Annotated in this window: 23 protein-coding genes; 15 read left to right on the forward strand and 8 right to left on the reverse strand. The window is 62.9% G+C overall.

The window, feature by feature from the left end:
• Positions 1-34 precede the first annotated feature (34 nt).
• From GJV18_RS11625 to alaC, 3 genes are all read left to right on the forward strand, one after another.
• Positions 35-1,231 (forward strand): CmpA/NrtA family ABC transporter substrate-binding protein, encoded by a 1,197-nt coding sequence (locus tag GJV18_RS11625; protein WP_160345574.1) that lies wholly within the window; start codon positions 35-37, stop codon positions 1,229-1,231.
• A gap of 1 nt (position 1,232) precedes the next feature.
• Positions 1,233-1,811 (forward strand): ANTAR domain-containing response regulator, encoded by a 579-nt coding sequence (locus GJV18_RS11630; protein ID WP_160345575.1) that lies wholly within the window; start codon positions 1,233-1,235, stop codon positions 1,809-1,811.
• A 222-nt stretch (positions 1,812-2,033) separates the two neighbouring features.
• The gene (alaC, locus tag GJV18_RS11635; RefSeq protein ID WP_160345577.1) at positions 2,034-3,260 is read left to right on the forward strand and encodes an alanine transaminase; all 1,227 of its coding nucleotides are present in this window, start codon (positions 2,034-2,036) and stop codon (positions 3,258-3,260) included.
• Positions 3,261-3,425: 165 nt separating this feature from the next.
• On the opposite strand, the gene GJV18_RS11640 is transcribed toward alaC, so the two are convergent.
• A complete protein-coding gene (locus GJV18_RS11640; RefSeq protein WP_160345579.1) occupies positions 3,426-3,818 on the reverse strand; it encodes a hypothetical protein in 393 nt (130 codons plus the stop codon).
• Positions 3,819-4,025: 207 nt separating this feature from the next.
• Between GJV18_RS11640 and GJV18_RS11645 the strand changes: the two genes are divergently transcribed.
• The 12 genes from GJV18_RS11645 to cobA all read left to right on the forward strand — a co-directional run bounded on the left by GJV18_RS11645 (position 4,026) and on the right by cobA (position 19,390).
• Positions 4,026-4,340, forward strand: a complete 315-nt coding sequence (locus GJV18_RS11645; RefSeq protein ID WP_160345581.1) for a transcriptional regulator — start codon at positions 4,026-4,028, stop codon at positions 4,338-4,340.
• 405 nt (positions 4,341-4,745) lie between these two features.
• The gene (locus tag GJV18_RS11650) at positions 4,746-6,110 is read left to right on the forward strand and encodes a CmpA/NrtA family ABC transporter substrate-binding protein (protein WP_160345583.1); all 1,365 of its coding nucleotides are present in this window, start codon (positions 4,746-4,748) and stop codon (positions 6,108-6,110) included.
• Positions 6,111-6,166: 56 nt separating this feature from the next.
• Positions 6,167-7,159 carry an ABC transporter permease gene (locus tag GJV18_RS11655; protein ID WP_160345585.1) on the forward strand — a complete coding sequence of 331 codons (993 nt, stop codon included), beginning with the start codon at positions 6,167-6,169 and terminating at the stop codon, positions 7,157-7,159.
• 14 nt (positions 7,160-7,173) lie between these two features.
• Complete coding sequence (locus GJV18_RS11660) at positions 7,174-7,968, forward strand: ABC transporter ATP-binding protein (RefSeq protein ID WP_160345587.1); 795 nt, start codon at positions 7,174-7,176, stop codon at positions 7,966-7,968.
• A 172-nt stretch (positions 7,969-8,140) separates the two neighbouring features.
• Complete coding sequence (locus GJV18_RS11665) at positions 8,141-8,584, forward strand: thioesterase family protein (RefSeq protein WP_160345589.1); 444 nt, start codon at positions 8,141-8,143, stop codon at positions 8,582-8,584.
• Between the two features lie 152 nt (positions 8,585-8,736).
• On the forward strand, positions 8,737-8,883 hold the full coding sequence (locus GJV18_RS18530; RefSeq protein ID WP_178113435.1) for a hypothetical protein: 147 nt from the start codon (positions 8,737-8,739) through the stop codon (positions 8,881-8,883).
• Between the two features lie 690 nt (positions 8,884-9,573).
• Complete coding sequence (locus GJV18_RS11670) at positions 9,574-10,785, forward strand: nitrate/nitrite transporter (protein ID WP_160345591.1); 1,212 nt, start codon at positions 9,574-9,576, stop codon at positions 10,783-10,785.
• A gap of 239 nt (positions 10,786-11,024) precedes the next feature.
• Entirely contained in the window at positions 11,025-12,692 is a 1,668-nt protein-coding gene (locus GJV18_RS11675; protein WP_160345593.1) for a bifunctional protein-serine/threonine kinase/phosphatase, read from the forward strand.
• 328 nt (positions 12,693-13,020) lie between these two features.
• A complete protein-coding gene (gene nirB, locus GJV18_RS11680; RefSeq protein WP_160345595.1) occupies positions 13,021-15,477 on the forward strand; it encodes a nitrite reductase large subunit NirB in 2,457 nt (818 codons plus the stop codon).
• The gene (nirD, locus tag GJV18_RS11685; protein ID WP_160345597.1) at positions 15,474-15,800 is read left to right on the forward strand and encodes a nitrite reductase small subunit NirD; all 327 of its coding nucleotides are present in this window, start codon (positions 15,474-15,476) and stop codon (positions 15,798-15,800) included. Before nirB ends, nirD begins: the two co-directional genes overlap by 4 nt.
• A gap of 79 nt (positions 15,801-15,879) precedes the next feature.
• A complete protein-coding gene (locus GJV18_RS11690; protein WP_160345599.1) occupies positions 15,880-18,588 on the forward strand; it encodes a nitrate reductase in 2,709 nt (902 codons plus the stop codon).
• A 64-nt stretch (positions 18,589-18,652) separates the two neighbouring features.
• Entirely contained in the window at positions 18,653-19,390 is a 738-nt protein-coding gene (cobA, locus tag GJV18_RS11695; RefSeq protein ID WP_160345601.1) for a uroporphyrinogen-III C-methyltransferase, read from the forward strand.
• 154 nt (positions 19,391-19,544) lie between these two features.
• Here cobA and GJV18_RS11700 read toward each other — a convergent pair whose 3' ends face one another.
• From GJV18_RS11700 to GJV18_RS11730, 7 genes are all read right to left on the reverse strand, one after another.
• Positions 19,545-20,537 carry an OmpA family protein gene (locus tag GJV18_RS11700; RefSeq protein WP_160345603.1) on the reverse strand — a complete coding sequence of 331 codons (993 nt, stop codon included), beginning with the start codon at positions 20,535-20,537 and terminating at the stop codon, positions 19,545-19,547.
• A gap of 108 nt (positions 20,538-20,645) precedes the next feature.
• Complete coding sequence (sigX, locus tag GJV18_RS11705; RefSeq protein ID WP_160345605.1) at positions 20,646-21,236, reverse strand: RNA polymerase sigma factor SigX; 591 nt, start codon at positions 21,234-21,236, stop codon at positions 20,646-20,648.
• Positions 21,237-21,329: 93 nt separating this feature from the next.
• Positions 21,330-22,145, reverse strand: a complete 816-nt coding sequence (locus GJV18_RS11710; protein ID WP_160345607.1) for a mechanosensitive ion channel family protein — start codon at positions 22,143-22,145, stop codon at positions 21,330-21,332.
• A gap of 2 nt (positions 22,146-22,147) precedes the next feature.
• Positions 22,148-22,393, reverse strand: a complete 246-nt coding sequence (locus GJV18_RS11715; protein ID WP_160346101.1) for a CrfX protein — start codon at positions 22,391-22,393, stop codon at positions 22,148-22,150.
• Positions 22,394-22,450: 57 nt separating this feature from the next.
• Complete coding sequence (locus GJV18_RS11720; RefSeq protein WP_160345609.1) at positions 22,451-23,431, reverse strand: zinc transporter ZntB; 981 nt, start codon at positions 23,429-23,431, stop codon at positions 22,451-22,453.
• A 21-nt stretch (positions 23,432-23,452) separates the two neighbouring features.
• Positions 23,453-23,941, reverse strand: coding sequence for a ribonuclease E activity regulator RraA (rraA, locus tag GJV18_RS11725; protein WP_160345611.1), 489 nt, complete (start codon positions 23,939-23,941; stop codon positions 23,453-23,455).
• Positions 23,942-24,035: 94 nt separating this feature from the next.
• Positions 24,036-25,052, reverse strand: coding sequence for an alpha/beta fold hydrolase (locus GJV18_RS11730; protein ID WP_160345613.1), 1,017 nt, complete (start codon positions 25,050-25,052; stop codon positions 24,036-24,038).
• Between the last annotated feature and the right edge of the window lie 155 nt (positions 25,053-25,207).

Below are 25,207 nucleotides of genomic sequence, written 5' to 3' on the forward strand. Positions count from 1 at the left end.
GGCGCCTTTTCGCCTTGAATCCAGGAACAGTGCAATGACCCAGCATGACATCAGCCGTAGCGATGCACCGGAAAAGCGCGTACTGAATATCGGCTTTATGGCCCTGACCGACGCCGCCTCGATCATAGTGGCCGCCACCCAGGGCTTCGCCGAAAAGCATGGCCTGACCCTCAACCTGCAGCGCCAGGCCTCCTGGGCCACCCTGCGCGACAAGCTGCTGAGCGGCGAACTGGATGCCGCCCACAGCCTGTATGGCCTGATCTACGGCGTACAACTGGGCCTGGGCGGCGCAGCCGCCACCGATATGGCGGTGCTGATGGGGCTCAACCAGAATGGTCAGAGCATCAACCTGTCGCCGGATCTGCAGCATGCCGGCGTGAGCAGCGGCGAAGCACTGCATGCACGCGCGCACCAAAGCGGTGCGCGCCTGACCTTTGCCCAGACCTTCCCCACCGGCACCCATGCCATGTGGCTGTATTACTGGCTGGCCAGCCAGGGCATTCATCCGCTGGAGGATGTGGACAGCGTGGTGGTGCCTCCGCCGCAAATGCTCGCCCACCTCAAGGCCCGGCGCATCGACGGCTTCTGCGTCGGCGAGCCCTGGAGCGCCCAGGCGGTGGATGAACAGCTCGGCTGCACCCTGGCCACCAGCCAGTCGATCTGGCCCGATCACCCGGAAAAAGTCCTGGGTTGCACCCGCGCCTTTGTCCAACAGCACCCCAACAGCGCCCGCGCCCTGATCAAGGCCGTACTGGAGGCCAGCCGCTTTATCGATGAGAGCGAAGACAACAAGTGCAGCACCGCCCAGCTGATCAGCGCCTGCGACTATGTGGATGCCCCGCTATCGGCCATCCAGCCGCGCTTTCTCGGACGCTACCAGGATGGCCTGGGCCATGCCTGGCTGGACGCCCACCCGCTGCGCTTCCATGCTAAAGGGGTGGTGAACATGCCCTACCTGTCCGATGGCATCTGGTTTATGACCCAGTTCCGCCGTTGGGGCCTGCTGCGTGACGACCCCGACTACCTGACCATCGCCCAGCAGGTGCAACAGCTGGAGCTGTATCGTCAGGCCGCCGAAGCCCTGGATATCGAGGTGCCGGCCGCCATGCGCAGCAGCCTGTTGCTCGATGGCAAGACCTGGGATGGCAGCAACCCCGCCGCCTATGCCCGCAGCTTCGACTTGCATGCCCTGGCCGATGCTCCGGCCAGTGCCCGGTTGGAGAGTCGCTAAGATGTTGCGCATCCTGCTGATCAATGACACCCCGAAAAAGGTCGGTCGCCTCAAGAGCGCCCTGATCGAAGCCGGCTTCGAGGTCATCGACGAATCCGGCCTGACCATCGACCTGCCCGAGCGGGTCGAGGCGGTGCGCCCGGACGTGGTGCTGATCGATACCGAGTCCCCCAGCCGTGACGTGATGGAACAGGTGGTGCTGGTCAGCCGCGACCAGCCACGGCCCATCGTCATGTTCACCGACGAGCACGACCCCGGCGTGATGCGCCAGGCCATCCAGAGCGGCGTCAGCGCCTATATCGTCGAAGGCATCCACGCCGAGCGCCTGCAGCCGATTCTCGACGTGGCCATGGCCCGCTTCGAGAGCGACCAGGCCCTGCGCGCCCAACTGCAGGCCCGCGATGCCCAGCTGGCCGAGCGCAAGCGTGTGGAATTGGCCAAGGGCCTGTTGATGAAGATGAAGAACTGCAACGAAGAAGAGGCCTACACCCTGATGCGCCGCCAGGCCATGAGCCGCCAGCAGAAGCTGGCCCAGGTGGCCGAACAGATTATCGCCATGCACGATATGCTCGGCGGCTGATCGCGCGCCCTGTACCTGTAGGAGCCAGCTTGCTGGCGATCTGCGTCTAGAAGCGGCTCCTACAGAAATCGCCCGGCTTAACTCTTGTCCCGCCGGTTAAGCCAAAGCAACCATCAAGCCTCTCGACAGAACATAGCCGCCACCCTTATCTTCGCCACCTGGCCAGCGCACTGGCCAACGTCGCTCGGACGGTTCCGGGCGCTTACGTACCGCGAGGAAATCATGGCTGATAACGCCAAGCGCCGCTTTGCGCGCATCGATCGTCTACCCCCCTATGTGTTCAATATCACCGCCGAGCTGAAGATGGCCGCTCGCCGCCGTGGCGAGGACATCATCGACTTCAGCATGGGCAACCCGGACGGCGCCACGCCGCCGCATATCGTCGAGAAGCTGGTGCAGGTCGCCCAGCGTGAAGACACCCACGGCTACTCCACCTCCCGCGGCATCCCGCGCCTGCGCCGGGCGATTTCGCGCTGGTATCAGGATCGCTATGACGTCGAGATCGACCCGGAAAGCGAGGCCATCGTCACCATCGGCTCCAAGGAAGGCCTGGCCCATCTGATGCTGGCCACCCTGGATCACGGCGACACCGTGCTGGTGCCCAACCCCAGCTACCCCATTCATATCTACGGCGCGGTGATCGCCGGCGCCCAGGTACGTTCGGTGCCGCTGATTCCCGGCGTGGACTTCTTCAATGAGCTGGAACGGGCGATTCGCGAGTCGATCCCCAAGCCGAAGATGATAATCCTCGGCTTCCCCTCCAATCCCACCGCGCAGTGCGTGGAGCTGGACTTCTTCGAGCGCGTGGTGGCCCTAGCCAAGCAGTATGACGTACTGGTGATCCACGACCTGGCCTATGCCGATATCGTCTACGACGGCTGGAAGGCCCCCTCGATCATGCAGGTGGAAGGCGCCAAGGACATCGCCGTGGAATTCTTCACCCTGTCCAAGAGCTACAACATGGCCGGCTGGCGCATCGGCTTTATGGTCGGCAACCCCGAGCTGGTCAGCGCCCTGGCGCGGATCAAGAGCTACCACGACTACGGCACCTTCACCCCACTGCAGGTGGCGGCCATCGCCGCGCTGGAAGGCGACCAGCAGTGCGTGCGCGATATCGCCGAGCAGTACCGCCAGCGCCGCAACCTGCTGGTCAAGGGCCTGCACGAACTGGGCTGGATGGTGGAAAACCCCAAGGCCTCGATGTACGTCTGGGCCAAGATCCCGCCGGCCTATGCCCACCTGGGTTCGCTGGAGTTCGCCAAGAAGCTCTTGAGCGAAGCCAAGGTCTGCGTCTCTCCCGGTATCGGCTTTGGCGACTATGGCGATGACCATGTGCGCTTCGCCCTGATCGAAAACCAGGACCGCACCCGTCAGGCCATTCGCGGGATCAAAACGATGTTTCGCGCCGATGGCCTGCTGCCGGCAAAAAAGGCCAAGGCCGACGAGTAAACAAGCAGAGAGTTCCAAAGGATGCTCTTAGAAGCTTCTCAAAGTCTCGCGAGCTAGAGTCCTGCAAGGCAAAAACAGGCGAGGAAGCGGAGTGTACTTTTGTACATGAGCATTCCGAGCCTGTTTTTAACGCCGCAGGGCCGACGCGCAGCAGACTTTAAATTATCAGCCGGAATAATCCAGCACGGTCCATACCCGGCTTAACCCCTCGGCTACCACGCAACCGCTGCTCCCCAGCTGCGCACTGTTGTTGTGCAGGGACATCAGGCTGGTAGTGCCATCAGCTACATCCGAGCGCTCGCTCAGCCATTGCACCCGCCCACAACCGGGTAACTCCACCACATAGCTGGCCGCCACCTGGGACTGGGTATTGGGCTTGATCATATCCACCACCCGACCCTGACCCTCGATACGCCGGCCATCTTCGACCAGCACGGCCCAGGCCTGGTCATTCTCGATCACCAGATAACTGCCATTGACCCTTGGCTGTTCCAGCTGCGGTTGCGCACAACCCGCAAGCACTGTGCATAGCAGGATTGTCATCAGTATCTGTTGCATTACCCAGTACTCCTCTGCAGTCGCCCCAAGGCCGATGTAGCCATCGGCGACCTGGGCGTTCGAGTGAATGTCAGTGAGGTCTGGGTCTTACTATTATCGAATACTGTTTATTTGTACAGTATTTTTCGATTAACCTATTGTCGTCACCGGATCAGCGCTCATCACCCGCTCACTGATCCCACCAGGACGTCAAACAGGAGTATCGGGATGCTCGACGTATTGCAGCTAAAACACCGGGTCAATCGCATGCCGCTGGATAAGGTCCGCCTGATGGTCGATGAGTTGCAGCTGGAAGGCATCGTCACCGAAGGCAAGACCCCGTTCAACCGGGTGCACTTCAACACCTGCTTTGCAGAAATCGAAGCCCTGCTGCAGCGCGCCGGCTACCACAGGCAGTTGGACGTGGTGGGTTACCAGGGGCTGGCCTATGCCCTGTTCGATCCAGGCCGCTGGCAAGCCGTGGAGGTGCTGCACTGGCTCAGGGACTATGTCGAGGAGCGTCAGGCCCAGCCGGCTTCCTAAAGTAGCCCTCGGTTAGCACTAAAGCTGGCCCAGGCGCCAGGCGGGTGCACAGCAATGGCCCAGCACGTGCACCAAGGTGCTGAATACTGGGCACCCGGTTGGCGTGTCAGGCGATTTCTCTACCCGACAACCAGCATTAGATAGATTGCTTAGGCCAATGATTAAAAAGGATTAATTTTATAAAGCCAAGGTCATTTCAAAGGTTCCAGCGCAGACATTCGAACCACTGCATAAAAACTGGCAAGCCCCTTGCTTATACCTCCTCAGCAACACTTACACGTCTTCGGGTCGCCAACGGCGGTGATCGGGACGAATTGACAAAGACGTCAAAGACACCCAGCGCTGCCTCTCGGCAGTGGGTTGTCTGCGACGTCTTTTTTCGTTTCTGAGAACTGAGGAATTGCCATGCATCACCGCATACCGTTGAAGAAGCTGTTTGTTCGCCTGGCCTGCAGCGCCAGCCTGCTACTCGCCCCCCTGGCCATGGCCGCGGAGCCGGAGAAGGAGGAACTGAAGTTCGGCTTTATCAAGCTCACCGACATGGCGCCCCTGGCCATCGCCTATGAAAAGGGTTTCTTCGAAGACGAGGGTTTGTACGTCACCCTGGAGGCCCAGGCCAACTGGAAGGTGCTGCTGGATCGGGTGATCGACGGTGAACTGGACGGCGCCCATATGCTCTCCGGCCAGCCGATCGGCGCCACCATCGGTTTCGGCACCAAGGCCGAGGTGGTCACCGCCTTCACCATGGACCTCAATGGCAACGCCATCACCATGTCCAACGCGGTGTGGGAGGAGATGAAGAAGCATGTGCCCATGGAAGGCGGCAAGCCGGTGCACCCGATCAAGGCCGATGCCCTGAAACCGGTGATCGACCAGTTCGCCGCCGGCGGCAAGGCCTTCAACCTGGGCATGGTGTTCCCGGTCTCCACCCACAACTACGAGCTGCGCTACTGGCTGGCGGCCGGCGGTATTCACCCCGGCTACTACGCCCCGCACAAGGGCGATATCAGCGGCCAGATCGACGCCCAGGCGTTGCTCTCAGTGACCCCGCCGCCGCAGATGCCGGCCACCATGGAAGCCGGCACCATTCATGGCTACAGCGTTGGCGAGCCGTGGAATCAGGCGGCGGTATTCAAGGGCATCGGCGTGCCGGTGGTGGCCGACTACGCCATCCGCAAGAACATGTCGGAAAAGGTCTTCGGTGTGTCCAAGAGTTGGGCCGAAGCCAACCCGGAGACCCACAAGCGCGTGGTCAAGGCGCTGATCCGTGCCGGCAAGTGGCTGGATGAGGGGGACAACGCCAACCGCGCCGAGGCGGTGGAAATCCTCTCCCGTCCGGAATACGTCGGCGCCGACGCCAAGGTGATCGCCAACTCCATGACCGGCACCTTCGAGTTCGAGAAGGGCGACAAGCGCGAAGTACCGGACTTCAACGTGTTCTTCCGCTACCACGCCACCTACCCCTACTACTCCGACGCGGTCTGGTACCTGACCCAGATGCGCCGCTGGGGGCAAATCGCCGATGCCAAGCCGGACAGCTGGTACTTCGACATGGCCAAGCGCGTGTACCTGCCAGAAATCTACCGCGAAGCCGCCGCCGAGCTGGTCGCCGAAGGCAAGGCCGAGGCCGGTGATTTCCCGCCGGCCGACACCGACGGCTTCCGCGCACCGCTGGCCGACACCATCGACGGTGTGGTCTATGACGGCCGTCAGCCCAACGCCTATCTGCAGCAGTTCCAGATCGGCCTGAAAGGCGACACCACGCTCTGATCCATCCCGGGAGCCGGCTGGCCGGTTCCCTCCCCCGATTTCAAGAGGACAGGACGATGAGCAACCCCAACATCGCCACCCCGATCCAAGAAACCCTCAAGGCGGCCCGCGCCACGGCGCTGATCAAGCGCTGGGCACCGCCCATTATTCTGCCGTTGCTGGGCATCCTGCTGTTTCTCCTGTGCTGGCAAGGCCTGGCCAACAATATCCAGACCAGCCTCGGCCAGTTCCCCGGCCCGCTGCAGGTGTCCGAACAATTCGGCGGCCTGGTCAGCGCTCACCTGCGTGAAAAGGAAAAGGCCAGCGCCTTCTACGAGCGCCAGGAGAAACGCAACGCCGCACTGCTGGCAAAGAATCCGGAAGCCGAGATCAAGACTCGCCCCTATACCGGCAAGCCGACCTTCGTGCAGCAGATCTTTACCAGCCTGTACACGGTGATGGCCGGCTTCGTCATCGCCTCGCTGATCGCCATCCCCTTAGGCATCGTCTGCGGCCTGAGCAAAACCATCTACACCGCGATCAACCCGCTGATCCAGGTATTCAAGCCGGTCTCACCCCTGGCCTGGCTGCCCCTGGTGACCATGCTGGTCAGCGCCCTTTACGTCAGCGACGACCCATTGTTCGCCAAGTCCTTCCTGACCTCGGCCTTTACCGTGGCGCTGTGCTGCCTGTGGCCGACCGTGATCAACACCACCGTCGGCGTGGCCGGCATCGATCAGGACCTGAACAACGTGAGCAAGGTGCTGCGCCTGTCATCCCTGACCCACGTACGTCGCATCGTCCTGCCGGCCGCCCTGCCGATGATTTTCACCGGCCTGCGCCTGTCGCTCGGCACCGGCTGGATGGTGCTGATCGCCGCCGAGATGCTGGCGCAGAACCCGGGCCTGGGTAAGTTCATCTGGGACGAGTTCCAGAACGGCAGCTCCAACTCCCTCGGCCGGATCATGGTGGCGGTGATCGTTATCGGCCTGATCGGCTTCGCCCTCGACCGTTTGATGCTCCTGCTCCAGCGCCTGTTCAGCTGGGACAAGAACGCCGTACTGCGCTAATCAGGAGAACCATCATGAGCCAAACACACCTCGAACTGACCGGCGTGGGCATCGACTTCCCCACCGACAAAGGGCTGTTCTGCGCCCTGCAGAACGTCAACCTGAAGATTGCCAAGGGCGAGTTCGTCTCCCTGATCGGCCACTCCGGCTGCGGCAAATCCACCGTGCTCAACATAGTCGCCGGCCTGTACCAGGCCACCAACGGCGGCGTGATCCTCGACGGCCGCGAAGTGGACGAGCCCGGCCCGGAGCGCGCCGTGGTGTTCCAGAACCACAGCCTGCTGCCCTGGCTGAGCTGTTACGAGAACGTCGAACTGGCGGTGCGCCAGGTGTTCCAGGGGCAGAAATCCCGGCGCGAGATGCGCGAGTGGATCGAGCACAACCTGGCCCTGGTGCATATGACCCACGCCAAGCACAAGCGCCCCAGCGAAATCTCCGGCGGCATGAAGCAGCGCATCGGCATTGCCCGCGCCCTGGCCATGCAGCCCAAGGTGCTGCTGATGGATGAGCCGTTCGGCGCCCTGGACGCCCTGACCCGCGCCCACCTGCAGGACTCGCTGATGGAGATCCACGCCGAACTGGGCAACACCGTGATCATGATCACCCATGACGTGGACGAGGCGGTGCTGCTCTCCGACCGCATCGTGATGATGAGCAACGGCCCGGCGGCCACCGTGGGCGATATCCTCAAGGTCGAGCTGGAGCGCCCGCGCGAGCGCATGGCCTTGGCCCACGACAGCCGCTACCACGAGTACCGCGCGGCGGTGCTGGAGTTTCTCTATCAGCGCCAGCACCGGCCTGCGGCCTAAAAGCCCGGAACCGTAGGGTGCGCCATGCGCACCTGTGACCCGCCGCTGCGCTGGTGCGCACGGCGCACCCTACCCATTCACTGCGCGTTCTCTGTTATCCATGACAGCTGGTTTTTGCGCAGACGGACCATGGCCCCGGTAAACTGTCCGCCTTATCCACTGAGACTCGACCATGGCCCGCCTGACCCTCAATTTCCCCGACGACCAGTACTGCTACAGCACCCAGCTCACCGTGCGGGTCACCGATATCAATGGTGCCAACCACCTGGGCAACGACTCGATGATTTCGATGATCTCCGAGGCCCGGGCGCGCTTTCTGTTCGAGTTCGGCATCGAGGAAACCAGCGCCGATGGTGTCGGCATTATCGTCACCGATCTGGCCACCACCTACCGCGCCGAAGCCCATGCCCGGGATCAGCTGCTTTTTGAAGTCGGGGTGATGGACTTCAACCCCTACGGCGGCGATATCACCTTCCGCATCACCCGCCCCGCCGATGGCACCCTGGTGGCGATGGCCAAATCCGGTTTTGTCTTCTTCAACTACCAGCTGAGCAAGGTAGTGCCCATGCCCGCCGCCTTCAGTGCCAAGTTCCCCAAGGTCAACTGGTTAGGCTGACCACAGAACTGGCCGGATAGCCGCCAGTTCTCCGCGAACTCCAGCCTGATCGCCCGTTTCTGCCATTCTTCATCTAAATTCACCGATCTCACGTGACAACCTCCGATTGCTCTGCTACGCCTTAGGACATAACAACAAGCAGGGGAATCGCTATGCCCTCCAAGCGCAGCCATATCCGCCGGGCCGGGCGCATGAGCAGTCTGCTCGCCATCGCCCTTCTCACCCTCCCGCTCCCCACCCAGGCCGCCGACGGCAGCCAAGTCCATACCCAGCAGCGCTGTAGCGCACAACCCCTGTAGCGCCAGCACCACCCAAGGCCAGCACTCTGGCCTGCAATGATCCGAGCGGACGACTCGGGTTCCGACTACGCGCCATCCCGGTGCGGCGCACGGGTCGACGCCTTATTTTGCAGCACCCAGGCGCAGCTAAGCGCCATCACGCCCCAGCGCAGTGCGGTCCGGCAGGGTCGCTGACGCAATTGAGCAACCTGCCCTGCGCTCACCGCCCAGCTATCAGGCATTTCGTGCAAAGCCCCGGCCCATGCTCCCTGCAAGCGCACACCCAGGCTGTCTCGCGCCTTTCTGGGCCATGAGGTATCGACGCGCCCTGGGCGTTGCCCGATTTTTTCTCACCCCTCGCCACAAGTTGGCGCAGCTTTTGCTAATACCCTCTTACAAGTAGCCAATGGCGGCTGCCCATAAACGACAAAGACGTCGCATAGACCACGCCCCCGGGCGCACGGCTTATGCGGCGTTTTGCGTTTTACGCCCCAGTGTTCGGGGCCGGTGCCTGACCTGTGATCCAGGGCTTGCGCCTGTACCTACTCAACCCAGCTGCGGCCAGAACCTGTTTGCCCCCGTGAACAGGCCACAGGCCCCAGGGTGTGGCGCCACAAGCACCGCACCTCCCCGGCGGGTTGCGGCCGCCGTGTCCACGACCACGGTGCGTCGCACCCGGCCGGGACCCTTTACTGCCGAATGAGGTGTTCGATGAATACAAGTTTCTGGAAATCCGGCCACGCACCGACGCTGTTCGCCGCCTTTCTCTATTTCGACCTGAGTTTTATGGTCTGGTACCTGCTCGGTCCCCTGGCGGTTCAGATCGCCACCGATCTTGACCTCAATGCACAGCAACGTGGCCTGATGGTGGCCACGCCGATCCTCGCCGGCGCCGTGCTGCGCCTGCTGATGGGGTTTCTCGCCGACCGCCTGTCGCCGAAAACCGCCGGCCTACTGGGCCAGGTAGTGGTGATCGTGGCCTTGTTCTGCGCCTGGCAGATCGGTATCGGCAGCTACGAGCAAGCCCTGTTGCTGGGTCTGTTTCTCGGTTTCGCCGGCGCCGCCTTTGCCGTCGCCCTGCCGCTGGCCTCGCAGTGGTACCCGCCGCAGCACCAGGGCAAGGCCATGGGCATCGCCGGCGCGGGCAACTCTGGCACCGTGCTGGCGGCGCTGTTCGCCCCGGGTCTGGCGGCGCTGTCCGGCTGGCAGAACGTGTTCGGCTGGGCGCTGATCCCGCTGCTGGCGACCCTGCTGATCTTCGCCCTCGTCGCCAAGAATGCCCCCGAGCGTGCACAGCCCAAGTCCGCAGGCGACTACCTCAAGGCCCTGGGGGATCGGGACAGCTGGTGGTTTATGTTCTTCTACAGCGTCACCTTCGGCGGTTTTATCGGCCTGGCCAGCGCCCTGCCCGGCTATTTCAGCGACCAGTACGGCCTCAATCCGGTGACCGCCGGTTACTACACAGCCGCCTGCGTCTTCGCCGGCAGCCTGCTGCGTCCCCTGGGCGGCGCCCTGGCCGATCGCATCGGCGGCATCCGTTCGCTGCTGATGATGTACACCCTGGCCTCGCTGTGCATCGCTGCCGTGGGCTTCAACCTGTCCAGCTCCGCCGCGGCCCTGGCCCTGTTCGTCGCCGCCATGCTCGGCCTGGGTGCCGGCAACGGCGCGGTGTTCCAGCTGGTGCCGCAGCGCTTTCGCAAGGAAATCGGCGTGATGACCGGGCTGATCGGCATGGCGGGCGGCATCGGCGGCTTCTTCCTGGCCGCGGGCCTCGGCGCCATCAAGCAGCACACCGGCGACTACCAGCTGGGCCTGTGGTTGTTCGCCAGCCTCGGCGTGCTGGCCTGGTTCGGCCTGTATGGGGTGAAAAAGCGCTGGCGCACCACCTGGGGCAGTGCGGCCGTGACCGCCGCCCGGGTCTGACCCGATACGTAGGGTGGGTGACGCTTTTCTCATCCACCTGATGATCACGGTGGATCGGTAAAACGTGATCCACCCTGCGCCCGAGATGAAGGTTTGAGGCAAAGGCGGGACCGATCGGCCGCGCGGCATTGCACTGGTCAGGAAAGGCGGGTGAAGTTGGCAACAACGCGCTCGTGCCGCGGGGTCTGGCCCCGCCTTTGCCTCAGCCCTTCTCGTTCAAGCAATCCAGGAACCTCGTCATGGCCTTGCAACTGAGCTTCGGCGAAACCAGCGCCACCGGCCCGCGGGCGGAAAACCAGGACGCCATGCGCCTGGTCACCCCGGCCCCAGCCCTGGCCGCGAGCAAGGGTTATCTGTTTGCCCTGGCCGATGGCGTCAGCCAGTGCGCCGATGGTGGCCTGGCTTCACGCGCCACCCTGCAGGCCCTGGCTCTGGATTACTACTCCACCCCGGAAACCTGGGCGGTCAGCCAGTCCCTGGACCGCGTGCTGGTGGCCCACAACCGCTGGCTGCTGGCCGGCAGCGGCGGCCAGCCGCTGCTCACCACCCTCAGTGCCCTGGTCGTAAGGGGCCGCCGCTTTACCCTGGCCCATGTCGGTGATTGCCGGGTCTACCGCTGGCTGGCCGGGCAGCTGGAGCCGATCAGCGAGGAGCATGTCTGGGAGCAGCCTGGCATGCAGCATGTGCTCAAGCGCGCCATGGGCCTGGACCAGCATCTGGTGATGGACTATCTGGATGGCGAGCTGCGCCTGGGCGAATGCTTCGTGCTGCTCAGCGACGGCGTCTGGGCCAGCCTGGACGACCGCGCCATCGCCTGCATCCTGCAGCAGCATGAAGATCTGCAGGCCGCCAGCCAAGCCCTGGTCGAGGCCGCCCATCAGGCCGGCAGCCAGGACAATGCCAGCGCCCTGCTGGTGCGCATCGATGCCCTGCCCGAGCACGACCTGGCCGACACCCTGGCCCAGCTCAGCCACTGGTCGGTGCCGCCGCGCCTGCGCGAGGGCAGCCTGTTCGAAGGCTGGCAGATCGAGCGCCTGCTGGCCGAGTCGCGCCAGTCCCTGGTCTACCGGGTGCGCGATGAACAGCAACGCAGCTGGCTGCTCAAGACCCTGCCCGCCAGTCGCGCCCATGATCCCCAGGCCGGCCCGGCCCTGCTGCTGGAGGAATGGTTTCTGCGCCGGGTGGCCGGGCGGCATTTTCCCGAGCTGCACCCCGTGCCCCAGCGCCAGCATCTGTATTACGTGCAGCGCGCCTACAGCGGCCAGACCCTGGCCGAGCACCTGCGCCTGTGCGGCCCGCTGCAGTTGGCCGAGTGGCTGGATATCGCCCCGCGCCTGATCAAAGCCGTCGGCCTGCTGCACCGGCGCAATATCCTGCATCGCGATATCAAGCCGGAAAACCTGCTGTGGGGCGATGATGGCGAGTTACGCGTGCTCGACTTCGGCCTGGCCTACTGCCCCGGTCTGTCCCGCGATGAAGCCCACAGCCTGCCCGGCACCCCAAGCTATATCGCCCCGGAGGCCTTCAGCGGCAGCGCCCCCAGCGCCCAGCAGGATCTCTACGCTGTGGGGGTGACCCTCTACCACATGCTCACCGGCCACTACCCCTATGGCGAGATCGAGGCCTTCCAGCACCCGCGCTTCGGCCAGCCGACCCCGGCCAGCCGCTATCGCCCGGATCTGCCAGCCTGGCTCGATGAAGTACTGGCACGCGCTCTGGCCGCCGACCCGGCGCGGCGCTTTGAAACCGCCGAGGAATGGCTGCTGGCCCTGGAGAGCGGTGAGCGCCAGTCCCTCAGTAGCGCGCCGCGGCCGCTGCTGGAGCGCGAGCCGTTGCTGGTCTGGCGCAGCGTGGCCTTGGCCTCCCTGCTGCTGAATCTGGCCCTGCTGTTCTGGCTGCTTAAATAGCGCGCACCACCCTGGCGCACGCACCAAAGCAGCGCAAGGCGCCTGATAAAGGTGCAGCCCTTGGCCCGAAAGCCCCATGCAAGTGGCTGAAAAGCCAGAAAAACGCGGCTTTTCATAAGCTGGCACAAGTTGGCACAAGGTCTGCATTAGCCCAGACACAATGTAATAAAAGCGCGGCCCTCAACGTAGAAGGCTGCACTTCCCGATAGAACGGGACTTGGACAAAGGCGTCCTCGCTAGGTAACTGGCGGGACGCCTTTTTTGTTTTCTGGCCTGTCACTTATGGCAGCCACTTATTCCGTGATCAATGACTCAGGAGATGGCCGGCATGCAAAAACTCAAGCTGGTGATGATCGGCAACGGCATGGCGGGTGTGCGCACCCTCGAAGAGCTGCTCAAGCTCGCCCCCGACCTTTACGACATCACCGTGTTCGGCGCCGAGCCGCACCCCAACTACAACCGCATCCTGCTCTCCCCCGTGCTGGCCGGCGAGCAGACCTTCGAGGAGATCGTGCTCAACGATCTGAACTGGTACGCGGAAAACGACATCAAGCTGCTGCTCGGGCGCAAGGTGGTCAAGATCGACCGCAAGAAGCGCCTGGTCATCGCCGACGATGGCAGCGAGGCCGAGTACGATCGCCTGCTGATCGCCACCGGCTCCAATCCCTTTATCCTGCCGATTCCGGGCAAGGACCTGGAGGGTGTGATCGGCTACCGCGACATCGCCGACACCCAGATGATGATGGACACCGCCAAGACCCATAAACACGCGGTGGTCATCGGTGGCGGCCTGCTCGGCCTGGAAGCGGCCAACGGCCTCAAGCTGCGCGGCATGGACGTCACCGTGGTGCATATCGGTGACTGGCTGCTGGAGCGCCAACTGGATCGCACCGCCGGTGAGCTGCTGCAAAAATCCCTGGAAGATCGCGGCCTGAAGTTCCTCCTGCCCAAGCACACCGCCGAACTGCTGGACAACGGCGAAGGCCGCGTCTGCGCGGTGAAGTTCAAGGATGGCGAGGTGATCCCCGCCGATCTGGTGGTGATGGCCGCCGGCATCCGCCCCAACAGCGACCTGGCCGAGAGCGCCGGCATCGCCTGCAACCGCGGCATCCTGGTCAACGACACCATGCAGACCTACGACCCTCGGGTCTACGCCATCGGCGAATGCGCCAGCCACCGCGGTATCGCCTACGGCCTGGTGGCGCCGCTGTTCGAGCAGGCCAAGGTCTGCGCCAACCACCTGGCCCAGCTCGGCTTTGCTCGCTACCAGGGTTCGGTGACCTCGACCAAGCTCAAGGTCACCGGCATCGACCTGTTCTCCGCCGGCGAATTTATGGGCGGTGAAGGCACCGAGACCATCACCCTCTCCGACCCCATCGGCGGCGTGTACAAGAAGCTGGTGATCAAGGACGACGTGCTGGTCGGCGCCTGCCTGTACGGCGACACCGCCGACGGCGGCTGGTACTTCCGCCAGATCCGCGAGAACCACAACGTCAGCGAGATCCGCGACCACCTGATGTTCGGCGAGAACGCCATCGGCGACGTCGGCCACCAGGGCGCCGACAAGACCGCCAATATGCCCGACAGCATGGAAATCTGCGGCTGCAACGGCGTGTGCAAAGGCACCATCGTCAAGGCCATCCAGGAAAACGGCCTGTTCTCGGTGGATGATGTGAAGAAGCAGACCAAGGCCGGCAGCTCCTGCGGCTCCTGTGTCGGCCTGGTCGAGCAGATCCTGATCAGCACCGTGGGTGGCGCAGCAGATGTCAAACCCAAGAGCGAGAAGGCCATCTGCGGCTGCTCGGATCTCAACCACGGGCAGATCCGCAAAGCCATCCGCGATGAGCACCTGACCAGCCTGAGCCAGGCCATGGCCTTCCTTAACTGGAGCACGCCCAACGGCTGCGCCACCTGCCGCCCGGCGCTCAACTACTACTTGATTTCCACCTGGCCGGGCGAAGCCAAGGACGACCCACAGTCGCGTCTGATCAACGAACGCGCCCACGCCAATATCCAGAAGGACGGCACCTACTCGGTGGTGCCGCGTATGTGGGGCGGCGTGACCAACCCGTCCGAGCTGCGCCGCATTGCCGATGTTGCCGACAAGTACAAGGTGCCCATGGTCAAGGTCACCGGCGGCCAGCGTATCGACCTCTTGGGCATCAAGAAGGAAGACCTGCCGGCGGTGTGGAAGGAGCTGGATATGCCTTCCGGCCACGCCTACGGCAAGTCCATCCGCACGGTGAAAACCTGCGTGGGCAGCGAGTTCTGCCGCTTCGGCACACAGAACTCCACCCAGCTGGGCATCGACCTGGAGCATGACCTGTTCAATATGTGGTCGCCGCACAAGGTCAAGCTGGCGGTCTCCGGCTGCCCGCGCAACTGCGCCGAGGCCGGCATCAAGGACGTCGGCATCATCGGTGTGGATTCGGGCTTCGAGATGTATATCGGCGGTAACGGCGGGATCAAGACCGAGGTGGCCGAGTTCTTCGTCAAGGTGAAGACCGCCGAGGAAGTGCGCGAGTACAACGCCGCCTTCCTCCAGCTGTACCGCGAGGAGGCCTTCTACCTGGAGCGCACCGTGCACTACATGCAGCGCGTCGGCATGGAGCACATCAAGAAGGCGGTGCTGGAAGACGAAGCCAACCGCAAGGCCCTGGCCGCGCGCCTGCAGTTCGCCTTGTCGTTCGAGCAGGACCCGTGGAAGGAACGCATCGAACAGCCGCTGCTGAAGAAAGAATTCGAACCGATCAAGGTCGTGCAACTTGAGGAGGCCACCGTATGAACTGGCTGGATATCTGCGCCCTGGAAGAAATCAACGTGCTGGGCTCGCGCATTGTTGCCGGGCCGAAAGGCGATATCGCCATCTTCCGCACCAGTAACGATGAAGTCTTCGCCCTGGATGATCGCTGCCCGCACAAGGGTGGGCCGCTGTCCCAGGGCCTGATCTTCGGCAAGCGCGTGGCCTGTCCGCTGCACAACTGGCAGATCGAGCTGGACAGTGGCGAGGCCGTGGCGCCGGATGTGGGCTGTGCCCACCGGCACCACGCCCGGGTGGAAAACGGCCGCGTACAGCTGGCCCTGAACAGCGCCGAGAAGTGCGCGTAAATCCTACTCGTAGGAGCGGCCCATGGCCGCGAACAGCGCTCGCGGCCATGGGCCGCTCCTACCGGGGAGAACCTGAATCATGAGCCAAATCACCGCTTCAACCTGCTGCTACTGCGGTGTCGGCTGCGGCGTGCTGCTCGAACATGACGGCGAGCAGATCCTCGGCGTACAAGGCGATCCGAATCACCCGGCCAACCTCGGCAAACTCTGCAGCAAGGGCGCCAGCCTGCACCTGACCGGCGACCTCGACGCCCGCGGCCTGTACCCCGAGCTGCGCCTGGGCAAGGGCCTGGCCCGCACCCGTACGGACTGGGACAGTGCCCTGGACCACGCCGCCAATGTATTCGCCGAAACCATCCGCGAACACGGCCCGGACAGCGTGGCCTTCTATATCTCCGGCCAGCTGCTGACCGAGGACTACTACGCCTTTAACAAGCTGGCGAGGGCGTTGGTCGGCACCAACAATATCGACAGCAACTCGCGCCTGTGCATGAGCTCGGCGGTGGTCGGCTACAAGCGCAGCCTGGGCGCCGACGCCCCGCCGTGCAACTACGAGGACATCGAGCAGAGCGACTGCCTGCTGATCATCGGCAGCAATATGGCCTATGCCCACCCGGTGCTGTTCCGCCGCCTGGAAGAAGCCAAGGCGCGCCGCCCGGAGATGCAGATCATAGTGGTCGACCCACGGCGCACCGACACCTGCGAGCTGGCCGATCTGCACCTGGCCATCCTGCCTGGCACCGATGTGGCCCTGCTGCATGGCATCCTGCATATCCTGCTGTGGGAAGGCCTGATTGATCGGCGCTATATCGACGCCCACACCGAAGGCTTCGACGCCCTGAAGACTCTGGTGCACGGCTATAACCCGCAGATGGTCAGCGAGCTGTGCGGCATCAGCCAGGACAGCCTGCTGCAATGCGCCATGCTGATCGGCCGCGCCCCCAGCTTCCTCTCGCTCTGGTGCATGGGCCTCAACCAGTCCAGCAGCGGCAGCGCCAAGAACAGCGCACTGATCAACCTGCACCTGGCAACCGGGCAGATCGGCCGCCCTGGCGCGGGTCCCTTCTCCCTCACCGGCCAGCCCAATGCCATGGGCGGGCGCGAAACCGGCAGTCTGAGCAACCTTCTGCCGGGCCACCGTGATGCCGGCAATGCCGAGCATCGCGCCGAAGTGGCGCAGTACTGGGGCATCGACAGCCTGCCGGAGAGTCCAGGCCTGACCGCCATCGAGCTGTTCGAGGCAGTGCGCGAGGGCAAGGTCAAGGCGCTGTGGATTGCCTGCACCAACCCAGCACAATCGCTGCCGGATCAGAACAAGGTGCACGAAGCCCTGGCCGCTTGCCCCTTTGTTGTGGTGCAGGAAGCCTTCTTCACCACCGAGACCTGCCACTATGCCGACCTGCTGCTGCCCGCCGCCAGCTGGGGCGAGAAGGAAGGCACTGTGACCAACTCCGAGCGGCGCGTCAGCCATGTGCGCCGCGCCGTGCCAGCGCCCGTAGAGGCGCGGCCGGACTGGGCCATCACGACAGATTTCGCCCGTCGTTTAGAACACCTGCTACGCCCCGGCCTGCCAAGCCTGTTCACCTTCGACAGCCCGCAAGAGCTGTTCGAGGAGTACAAACACCTGACCGCCCAGCGCGACCTCGATCTCTCGGGGCTCAGCTACGCGGTGCTGGACAACCAAGGTCCCCAGCAATGGCCGTACCCGGCCGGCGCCACCAGCGGCACACCACGCCTGTATGGCGATGGCCGCTTTCCCACCGCCAACGGACGTGCGCAGTTCCAGGCCGAGCCTTATCGCGCGGCCAAGGAGAAGCGCGAAACCCGCTACTCCCTGACCCTCAACACCGGACGCCTGCGCGACCACTGGCACGGCATGAGCCGCACCGGCACCGCCGCGCGGCTGTTCGGCCATGTTCCGGAAGCCGTGCTCAGCCTGCACCCGGATGAACTGCGCCGCCGCCGCCTGCAGGCCGGCGATCTGATCAAGGTGCGCAGCCGCCGCGGCAGCCTGATCCTACCGGTGCAGGCCGACGAGGGGATTCGCCCAGGCCAGGCTTACCTGCCCATGCACTGGGGTGATCGCTTTCTCAAGGGTTTGGGCACCAATGTACTGACTCAGCCGGCGTTCGATCCGCTGTCCAAGCAACCCGAACTCAAGCATGCCGGCGTCGAGGTGGACAAGGTCGAGCTGCCCTGGACCTTCTTCGCCCTGGTCGAAGGCAATGTGCAGCAGCGCTTCCAGGCCCTGCGTCCACTGTTCGACGACTTTGCCTACGCCAGTCTGACCCTCACCGGCCGCGAGCGCCCTGCGCTGTTGATCAACGCCGCCTGCGCCGTGGCCCCCGAGCCCGAGTGGCTGGCGCAGATCGACCGCTTGCTGGGCCTTAATCAGGGCCCAGTGCTGGCCTATGACGACCCGCGCCGGGCGGTGGGCAAGCGGGTACGCATCGAGGACGGACGCATCACCGCCATCCGCCTGGCCGGGGAAACCGTCGCCCGCGACTGGCTCAAGGGCCTGTGGGAAGCAGGCAGCGCCGATGCCGACCTGCGTCGCTGGCTGCTGGCGCCGCTGACCACCCCGCCGGGCGCCGCCAGCAGCACGACACGCAGCAAGACCCTGTGCAACTGCCTGAACGTCAGCGAAGGCGCAGTCTGTGCCGGCATCGCCCGCGGTCTGGATCTAGATGGTCTCAAGCAGGAACTCAGGTGCGGCACCAGCTGCGGCTCCTGTGTCCCGGAAATCAAGCGCCTGCTCGCCCAAGCGCCTGCGGCGATACAGGCGTAGGGTGCGCTGTGCGCACCGCCCCCAATATTTTGGTGCGCACGGCGCACCCTGCGAGGTACAGGATATGAATGCAAAAGTCTGGCTGGTAGGCGCCGGCCCCGGCGACCCGGAGCTGCTGACCCTCAAGGCGGTAAAGGCCCTGAACCAGGCCGAGATCGTGATGATCGACGATCTGGTCAACCCGGCGGTGCTGGAGCATTGCCAGGGCGCCCGTATCGTCTCGGTGGGCAAGCGCGGCGGCTGCCGCTCCACACCCCAGGCCTTTATCCATCGCCTGATGCTGCGCTATGCGCGCCAGGGCAAGTGCGTGGTACGCCTCAAAGGCGGCGATCCGTTCATCTTCGGCCGCGGCAGCGAGGAAGCCGACTGGTTGAGCGAGCACGGTATCGAAGTGGAACTGGTCAACGGCATTACCGCAGGTCTCGCCGGCGCCACCCAGTGTGGCATCCCCCTGACACTGCGCGGCGTGGCCCGCGGCGTGACCCTGATCACCGCCCATACCCAGGACGACAGCAGCCTGAACTGGAGCGCCCTGGCCCAGGGCGGCACCACCCTGGTGGTCTATATGGGCGTGGCCAAGCTGGCGGATATCCGTGATGGCCTGCTGGCTGGCGGCATGCCCGCCACGATGCCGGTGGCCATGATTGAAAACGCTTCGCTGCCCCAGCAGCGCGAGTGCCGCAGCAGCCTGGCCGCCATGCAGCAGGATGCCCAAGCCTTTCAGCTGAAAAGCCCGGCCATTTTGGTGATCGGCGCAGTCGCCGCCCAGGCCCAGCTGCAGCTGGAAGCCCTCCGAGCCTAACCGCTTCGCGCTCCTGCGGAGTTGTTTTCGCCCGCTGCCCCCACAGCGGGCTTTTTTTCGTCTGTGACATTTGCCGTTGTCACAGCAAGCAGGCCTTTGTTCAGGCAAGAAAAAACCCGGCCGAGGCCGGGTTTCTCTTGAAGCACCAGAAGCATTACTGCTTGATCTGGGCTTCCACTTCAGCTTCTACGCGGCGGTTGATGGCACGGCCAGCGTCAGTGGCGTTGTCGGCAACCGGGCGGGACTCACCGTAACCTGCAGCGTTAACGCGGGCAGCATCGACACCGTACTGGTTGACCAGCACTTCACGCACGGCATTGGCACGGCGCTCGGACAGCTTCTGGTTGTAGGCATCGCTGCCACGGGAGTCGGTGTGACCTTCAACCACGGTGGTGGTCTGCGGGTACTGGTTCATGAAGTCGGCCAGGGCCTTGATATCGCCATGGCTTTCCGGCTTGACGTTGGCCTTGTCGAAATCGAACTTCACGTCCAGCTCAACACGCACCACTTCCAGGGTTTCCTCAACCGGAGCGGGCTCGGCTACGGGCTCAGGCTCGTAGGCCACCGGAGCCGGCGCCGGCTTGCTGCCGCCACCGAAGTTCATGCCCAGGCCCAGGCCGGCCTGCCACTCGGTGTTCTCGGTGTCCAGGTTGTGCAGCATGTCCACACCGGCCTTGGCGAAGAACATTTCAGTGAAGTAATACTTGGCGCCGGCACCGACCATGGCGAAGGTGCTTTCGTCACGACCGCGGCTGTAGGTGTTGTCCAGGTTCTGATGAGCGAAACCGGCCGACACGTAGGGACGCAGGCTCTGGGCGGCCGGGGTACCGAAGTGGTAAACGGCTTCCAGGGAGCTCAGCTGACCGTCGATTTTCTCGCGGCCATGGGTCGAACCCGGAAGGGTGTCGTTGGAGCGAATGCTCTTGTAAACGCCGTGGGACAGGTTCAGGGAAACGTCATCGGTCAGGTAGTAACCGATGCTGCCGCCGAACAGGTTGCCGTCAGTGGCGTCACGGTTGCTTTCGGTAAAGGCGCGCTTGCCGAAAACGTCCACCTCGACCGCGCCTTGACCTTGCGCCACTGCGCTCAGCGAGGAAGCCGCGGCCAGAGAGCCAATGACAATGCCAAAGGTGTTATTCAGTTTCATCAATTAAATCCCTACATGGTGATTAGTTGAATTGCCGCACTAAGGCGTGGGCAAAACGGCGGCGAGTCTAGCAGAGCCGCAGTGGCTAAAACAGTGGGAGAGACTGAACTAAACGTCGGAGGTGTCAGTAAACTTTTCGCGCATTTTATCCAGGGCTCTTTTGTAGCGCATCTTGGTTGCACTCAAGCCCATATGCATGATGTCGGCGATTTCCTGAAACTCCAGTTCTGCAACAAAACGCAGCACCAGAATTTCCCGATCGATCGGATTCACATGCACCAACCACTTGTCCAGACCGCCTCTATCTTCAACCTTTGGTGCCTTCTCCTCGGAAGCCTCTTCCAAAGGATCCAAACTTAAGGCGTCAATAAGGCGACGTTTACGCCGCTCCTTGCGGTACTGCGTAATGCACTCGTTATAGGTGATGCTATACAGCCAGGTTTTAAACTTTGATTTACCTTCAAAGTTTTTCAGGCCATATAAAACTTTTAGCATCACTTCCTGACAGACATCGTCAGCGTCTCTTTCGTTCCCTAAATAACGGGCACAGACATTGAAGAGTGTGCGCTGATAACGACGCATCAACTCTTCATAGGCGCGGGTGATATGAAACAGCTCGTCATGGGCACGCGCCACCAACTCCTCGTCAGTGAGTTCGCGGGGGTCATAACGCAAAGAGGCAAGCTGGGCTTTATTCAAAACGAGTCGGGCCGACAGTCAGGACAAAAGCCACTAGCATCGGGGTCTGAGCCGATGCTGCGGTGGCCACATACAATAGCAGGGATTGACGCCTTAGCGGCTGCTGACCTGCTGTTCGAGCAAGGTACGATTGGCTACCGAAACCAGCTCGCCGCTGTCGGTCAGCAACGTGGTCTTGACCGTACCAATCTCCTCGATCTGCCCTTCGACATCTCCAACCTGCACGAGTTGCCCGACCTCATACAACTCGCGCACATAAATACCGGCCAGGATCTGGCTGGCAATATCCCGGCTGCCCAGCCCCAGTGCCAGGGCCACTGCCAGCCCCACCGAAATCAGCACGATGGCGATGACGTTGTTGAGCAGCTCGGTTTTGACCTCCAGCTGACCGATGGCCACCGAGATGCTGATGATGATCACCAGGCCCTGAGCCACCCGCGACAGGCCATGGGCATAGTCCAAGCCCACGCCCTCGGCGGCGCCACGCACCAGGCCGCTGACCAGTTGCGCCAGCAGCACACCGGCCAGCAGCACCAGGGCTGCACCGAACACCTTGGGTAGATAGAGCGCCAGGGTGTCGAGCGTCGAGGAAACGCGCTCAAGGCCCAGGGACTCGGCCGCGGTGACCAGGAAGATCAGCAACACGAACCAGTAGACGATCTTGCCGATCAGGGTCGAGACCGGCACCTGGATGCCAGCCCGGCTCAGCAGTTTGGTCAGGCCAGTACCGGCCATCAAGCGGTCCAGGCCAATCTTGCCGAGCAGTTTGGACAACAGGGTGTCAAGGAACTTGGCCACCACAAAACCCAGCAGCACCACCACCATGGCCCCGAACAGATGCGGGATAAAGGCGGCAATCGGGGACCAGACGCTGGCCATGGCGTCGACCAGAACTTGAGTAAATTCCATGCTTAGTCAGCCTTATCAGGAGAGGATTCGGAAGATTTGCTACGGGAGACAGGCGCAATATGGCCGGCGCCACTGTTGATCGCGATCATCAATGCACCGAGGCAGTGGCCCATCAGCGCAAACAGATCACCTGCACCCACCTGGCGATTGGCAGTCTTGAGCACACGATGCAGGCAGGCATCGTCGTCGTGGCTTGACTCGGATGACTTGAGTAGATCGCGTAATGATTCTTCAAAGGGGTCGTGCATCATAACGGACCTCGCAGGCTGTCACGGCTAGACGAATCGATGGCATACAGAGTCACATCACGCCAGGCGCAGTCGCCGCAGCAACCACCACTGACCCAGCGCCGTGACCACCATCAGGGCACACACCACCCAGAAGGCAAAAGGGTTGTCCGCCCCCGGGATACCGCCGACATTGATGCCGAGCAACCCCGTGACAAAGGTCAGCGGCAGAAACACCCCGGCGATAATGCCGAAGCGGTACAGGTTATGGTTCATGCGCTGCTCCATGCGCCGGTTCTCCGCTTCAAGTACCAGGCTGACCCGTTCGCGGATCAGCTCCAGCTCTTCCAGGTAGCGGGTCAGGCGGTTGTTCAGCTCATTCCAATAGTCAGCATCATCACTGACAAACCAGGGCAGCTGATGGCGGGTCAACTGCGCAAAGATGTCCCGCTGGGGCGCCAGAAAGCGTCGCAAACCGGCGGCACGCCGGCGCATCTGCAACAGCAAGGCATGATCGGGCGACTGGCTTAGCCCAGCATCGATCAGCTCTTCCTGCTCATCGGCCTGCTCACTGAGCTCGACCAGCAAACCGTCCACTTTCTCGGTCAGGTAATCAGCCAGGCCGAGAATCAGCTCGGAGGGGCTCTTTGGGCCACGGCCCGCCAGCAGCGCCGCGATCAGCGCATCGGTTGCACGCAACGGCCGCAGACGCAGGGAAATGACTCGCCGCGCATCGGCAAAGATGCGAACCGACACCATATCCTCCGGTTCAGCCCCGGGATTGAGGTTGACCCCGCGCAGAAACAACAGCAGTTCGTGCTCGGGCAACGGCAGCAGGCGTGGCCGTGTGTTCTCTTCCAGCATCAGGTCACAGGCAAACTCGCCCAACCCGCTGTACTCACGCAGCCACTGCTGGCTCTGCGGGTGACTCCGATCCCAGTGCAGCCACAGGCTCTCCTGCTCAGATAGTTGCAGTGTCTGCAGCTGCTCATAGTCAAGGCTGCAGGCGCCGCCCTGGCCATCCAGGACAAAGGCGTGCACCAGCCCATCAGTGGTCATGCGACTCTCCGGCAACGTCACTTACTCCGGCATTTGCAGCGCGGAAGGCGAAACGATCACACCATTGTTGTCGGCATACAGGTACTCGCCCGGACGAAAGGTGATGCCGCCAAAGGTCACCGGGACATTGAGGTCGCCAATACCACGCTTGTCGGTCTTCATCGGATGGCTGGCCAGGGCCTGAATACCCAGATCAGTCTGTGCCAGAACATCCACATCGCGTACGCAGCCATATACGACAATGCCTTCCCAACCGTTCTTGGCAGCCTTCTCGGCCAGCATGTCGCCCAGCAACGCGCGGCGCATGGAGGCGCCGCCGTCAACCACCATGACCTTGCCCTTGCCCGGCTGCTCGACCTGCTCCTTGACCAGGGAGTTGTCTTCGAAGCACTTGATGGTGACGATCTCGCCACCAAAGGAGTCGCGACCGCCGAAGTTGCTGAACATCGGTTCAACCACCTGCACCAGTTCCGGGTAGGCATCGCACAGATCAGGGGTGATGTAATGCATGGCTAGTTCCTCAAGGTTCTTGATTGAATGGATTAAACCGGAGTCGGCCTAGACTAGCAGAGCCGCCATCGTCATAACGTGAATGGGCATGCCCTTATGCCTGATCCGCAGATACAGCTGACGCCTCATCGCGATCCGGCTGCATGGCAAGCTGCGCGGCCACTTCGGGGCTTTTGCGCACCCACTGCTCCACCAGTGGCCACACCTCCAGCTGTGCCTGCTTGCTGACCAGCATCTCGACATGACCGAAGTCGCTGCTGAAACCCTGCTTCTTGCCCAGGCAGAGGAACTCGCGCAGCGGCGAGCCGAACTGCTCCATCAGCTTGCGACAGGCCCAGGCCGGGTCCTGATGGTCGCCCTCGGCGGCCACCGCCATCACGGGCACCTGCACATCGATCAGCCCCGCCCACCAGTCCTTATCGGCATCGCCGAAACGGCCCAGCAGGCCATGCCAGCGCAGGCTTTCCAGAGCCAGGCCGATGGGCTCGTCTTCCGGACCACGCTTGAGCCTGGGCCCGGAAATCACCGAAAAACTCTTGAGCAGCAGACGACTCCCCCACTCCACCGGCGGCACCTTGAGCGGCCAGTAGATACGACTGACCTGGCTGCCAAAGAGCACAACCGATGCCACGCGCGTCTGCTGCAGGTAGTGTCCACCCAAAGCGCCGGCCAGGATGATGCCGCCCAACGAGTGCCCCATCCAGTGCACCGGCTGCGGGTTCTGCTCATGGATAAAATCGGCAATGGCCGGCAGGTCATAACGCACATAATCGCTGACCTTGTTGTGCTTGTAGCGCTGGTTGCGCGGCGACAGGCCATGGCCACGCATTTCGGCAATCCACACATCGTAACCGGCACGGGCCAGATAAGGCCCCAGGCCAATTGATTTCGGCGAATACCAGAAGCGTCGATTGGAGAAGCTGCCCGGAATCAGCACCACCGGCACGCCGCGCGTGGTTTCGCGATCGGCACGGCCGAGCCGGGTCAGTGCCAACTCGACACTGGCATCGGGGCTGTTACCGGGCTTGAGGCGATAGACATCCTCAGAGAGATCGCCTCGCAGCTCTGCGCTGATCAGGGTTACTGGGAAAAGCTTACTGCTGCTTTGCATCGTCGCTCTGCTACAAAGGTTGCCGGGAGAAATTTTTAACGTCGCACAGCGACGACCCGAAGAGTGGGCGCCATGAACGGCAGATCAGCAAAACACTAGGAGCGTTCTGCCGCGCCCGCCCCAGGGATAAAGCTTATGCAGGTACTGAGTATAGA

The sequence above is a fragment of the Pseudomonas xionganensis genome, from assembly GCF_009763245.1.
Lineage (GTDB): Bacteria > Pseudomonadota > Gammaproteobacteria > Pseudomonadales > Pseudomonadaceae > Aquipseudomonas > Aquipseudomonas xionganensis.

What these genes read in the sequence shown, in the direction of transcription:
- cobA (WP_160345601.1), top strand. Translation starts at nt 18,653, where the DNA reads ATGAATGCAAAAGTCTGGCTGGTAGGCGCCGGCCCCGGCGACCCGGAG.
- GJV18_RS11730 (WP_160345613.1), bottom strand. Translation starts at nt 25,052, where the DNA reads ATGCAAAGCAGCAGTAAGCTTTTCCCAGTAACCCTGATCAGCGCAGAG.
- GJV18_RS11715 (WP_160346101.1), bottom strand. Translation starts at nt 22,393, where the DNA reads ATGCACGACCCCTTTGAAGAATCATTACGCGATCTACTCAAGTCATCC.
- GJV18_RS11630 (WP_160345575.1), top strand. Translation starts at nt 1,233, where the DNA reads ATGTTGCGCATCCTGCTGATCAATGACACCCCGAAAAAGGTCGGTCGC.
- GJV18_RS11710 (WP_160345607.1), bottom strand. Translation starts at nt 22,145, where the DNA reads ATGGAATTTACTCAAGTTCTGGTCGACGCCATGGCCAGCGTCTGGTCC.
- nirB (WP_160345595.1), top strand. Translation starts at nt 13,021, where the DNA reads ATGCAAAAACTCAAGCTGGTGATGATCGGCAACGGCATGGCGGGTGTG.
- GJV18_RS11645 (WP_160345581.1), top strand. Translation starts at nt 4,026, where the DNA reads ATGCTCGACGTATTGCAGCTAAAACACCGGGTCAATCGCATGCCGCTG.
- nirD (WP_160345597.1), top strand. Translation starts at nt 15,474, where the DNA reads ATGAACTGGCTGGATATCTGCGCCCTGGAAGAAATCAACGTGCTGGGC.
- GJV18_RS11660 (WP_160345587.1), top strand. Translation starts at nt 7,174, where the DNA reads ATGAGCCAAACACACCTCGAACTGACCGGCGTGGGCATCGACTTCCCC.
- GJV18_RS11700 (WP_160345603.1), bottom strand. Translation starts at nt 20,537, where the DNA reads ATGAAACTGAATAACACCTTTGGCATTGTCATTGGCTCTCTGGCCGCG.
- GJV18_RS11655 (WP_160345585.1), top strand. Translation starts at nt 6,167, where the DNA reads ATGAGCAACCCCAACATCGCCACCCCGATCCAAGAAACCCTCAAGGCG.
- GJV18_RS18530 (WP_178113435.1), top strand. Translation starts at nt 8,737, where the DNA reads ATGCCCTCCAAGCGCAGCCATATCCGCCGGGCCGGGCGCATGAGCAGT.
- GJV18_RS11690 (WP_160345599.1), top strand. Translation starts at nt 15,880, where the DNA reads ATGAGCCAAATCACCGCTTCAACCTGCTGCTACTGCGGTGTCGGCTGC.
- GJV18_RS11720 (WP_160345609.1), bottom strand. Translation starts at nt 23,431, where the DNA reads ATGACCACTGATGGGCTGGTGCACGCCTTTGTCCTGGATGGCCAGGGC.
- GJV18_RS11670 (WP_160345591.1), top strand. Translation starts at nt 9,574, where the DNA reads ATGAATACAAGTTTCTGGAAATCCGGCCACGCACCGACGCTGTTCGCC.
- GJV18_RS11640 (WP_160345579.1), bottom strand. Translation starts at nt 3,818, where the DNA reads ATGCAACAGATACTGATGACAATCCTGCTATGCACAGTGCTTGCGGGT.
- rraA (WP_160345611.1), bottom strand. Translation starts at nt 23,941, where the DNA reads ATGCATTACATCACCCCTGATCTGTGCGATGCCTACCCGGAACTGGTG.
- alaC (WP_160345577.1), top strand. Translation starts at nt 2,034, where the DNA reads ATGGCTGATAACGCCAAGCGCCGCTTTGCGCGCATCGATCGTCTACCC.
- GJV18_RS11625 (WP_160345574.1), top strand. Translation starts at nt 35, where the DNA reads ATGACCCAGCATGACATCAGCCGTAGCGATGCACCGGAAAAGCGCGTA.
- GJV18_RS11665 (WP_160345589.1), top strand. Translation starts at nt 8,141, where the DNA reads ATGGCCCGCCTGACCCTCAATTTCCCCGACGACCAGTACTGCTACAGC.
- GJV18_RS11650 (WP_160345583.1), top strand. Translation starts at nt 4,746, where the DNA reads ATGCATCACCGCATACCGTTGAAGAAGCTGTTTGTTCGCCTGGCCTGC.
- GJV18_RS11675 (WP_160345593.1), top strand. Translation starts at nt 11,025, where the DNA reads ATGGCCTTGCAACTGAGCTTCGGCGAAACCAGCGCCACCGGCCCGCGG.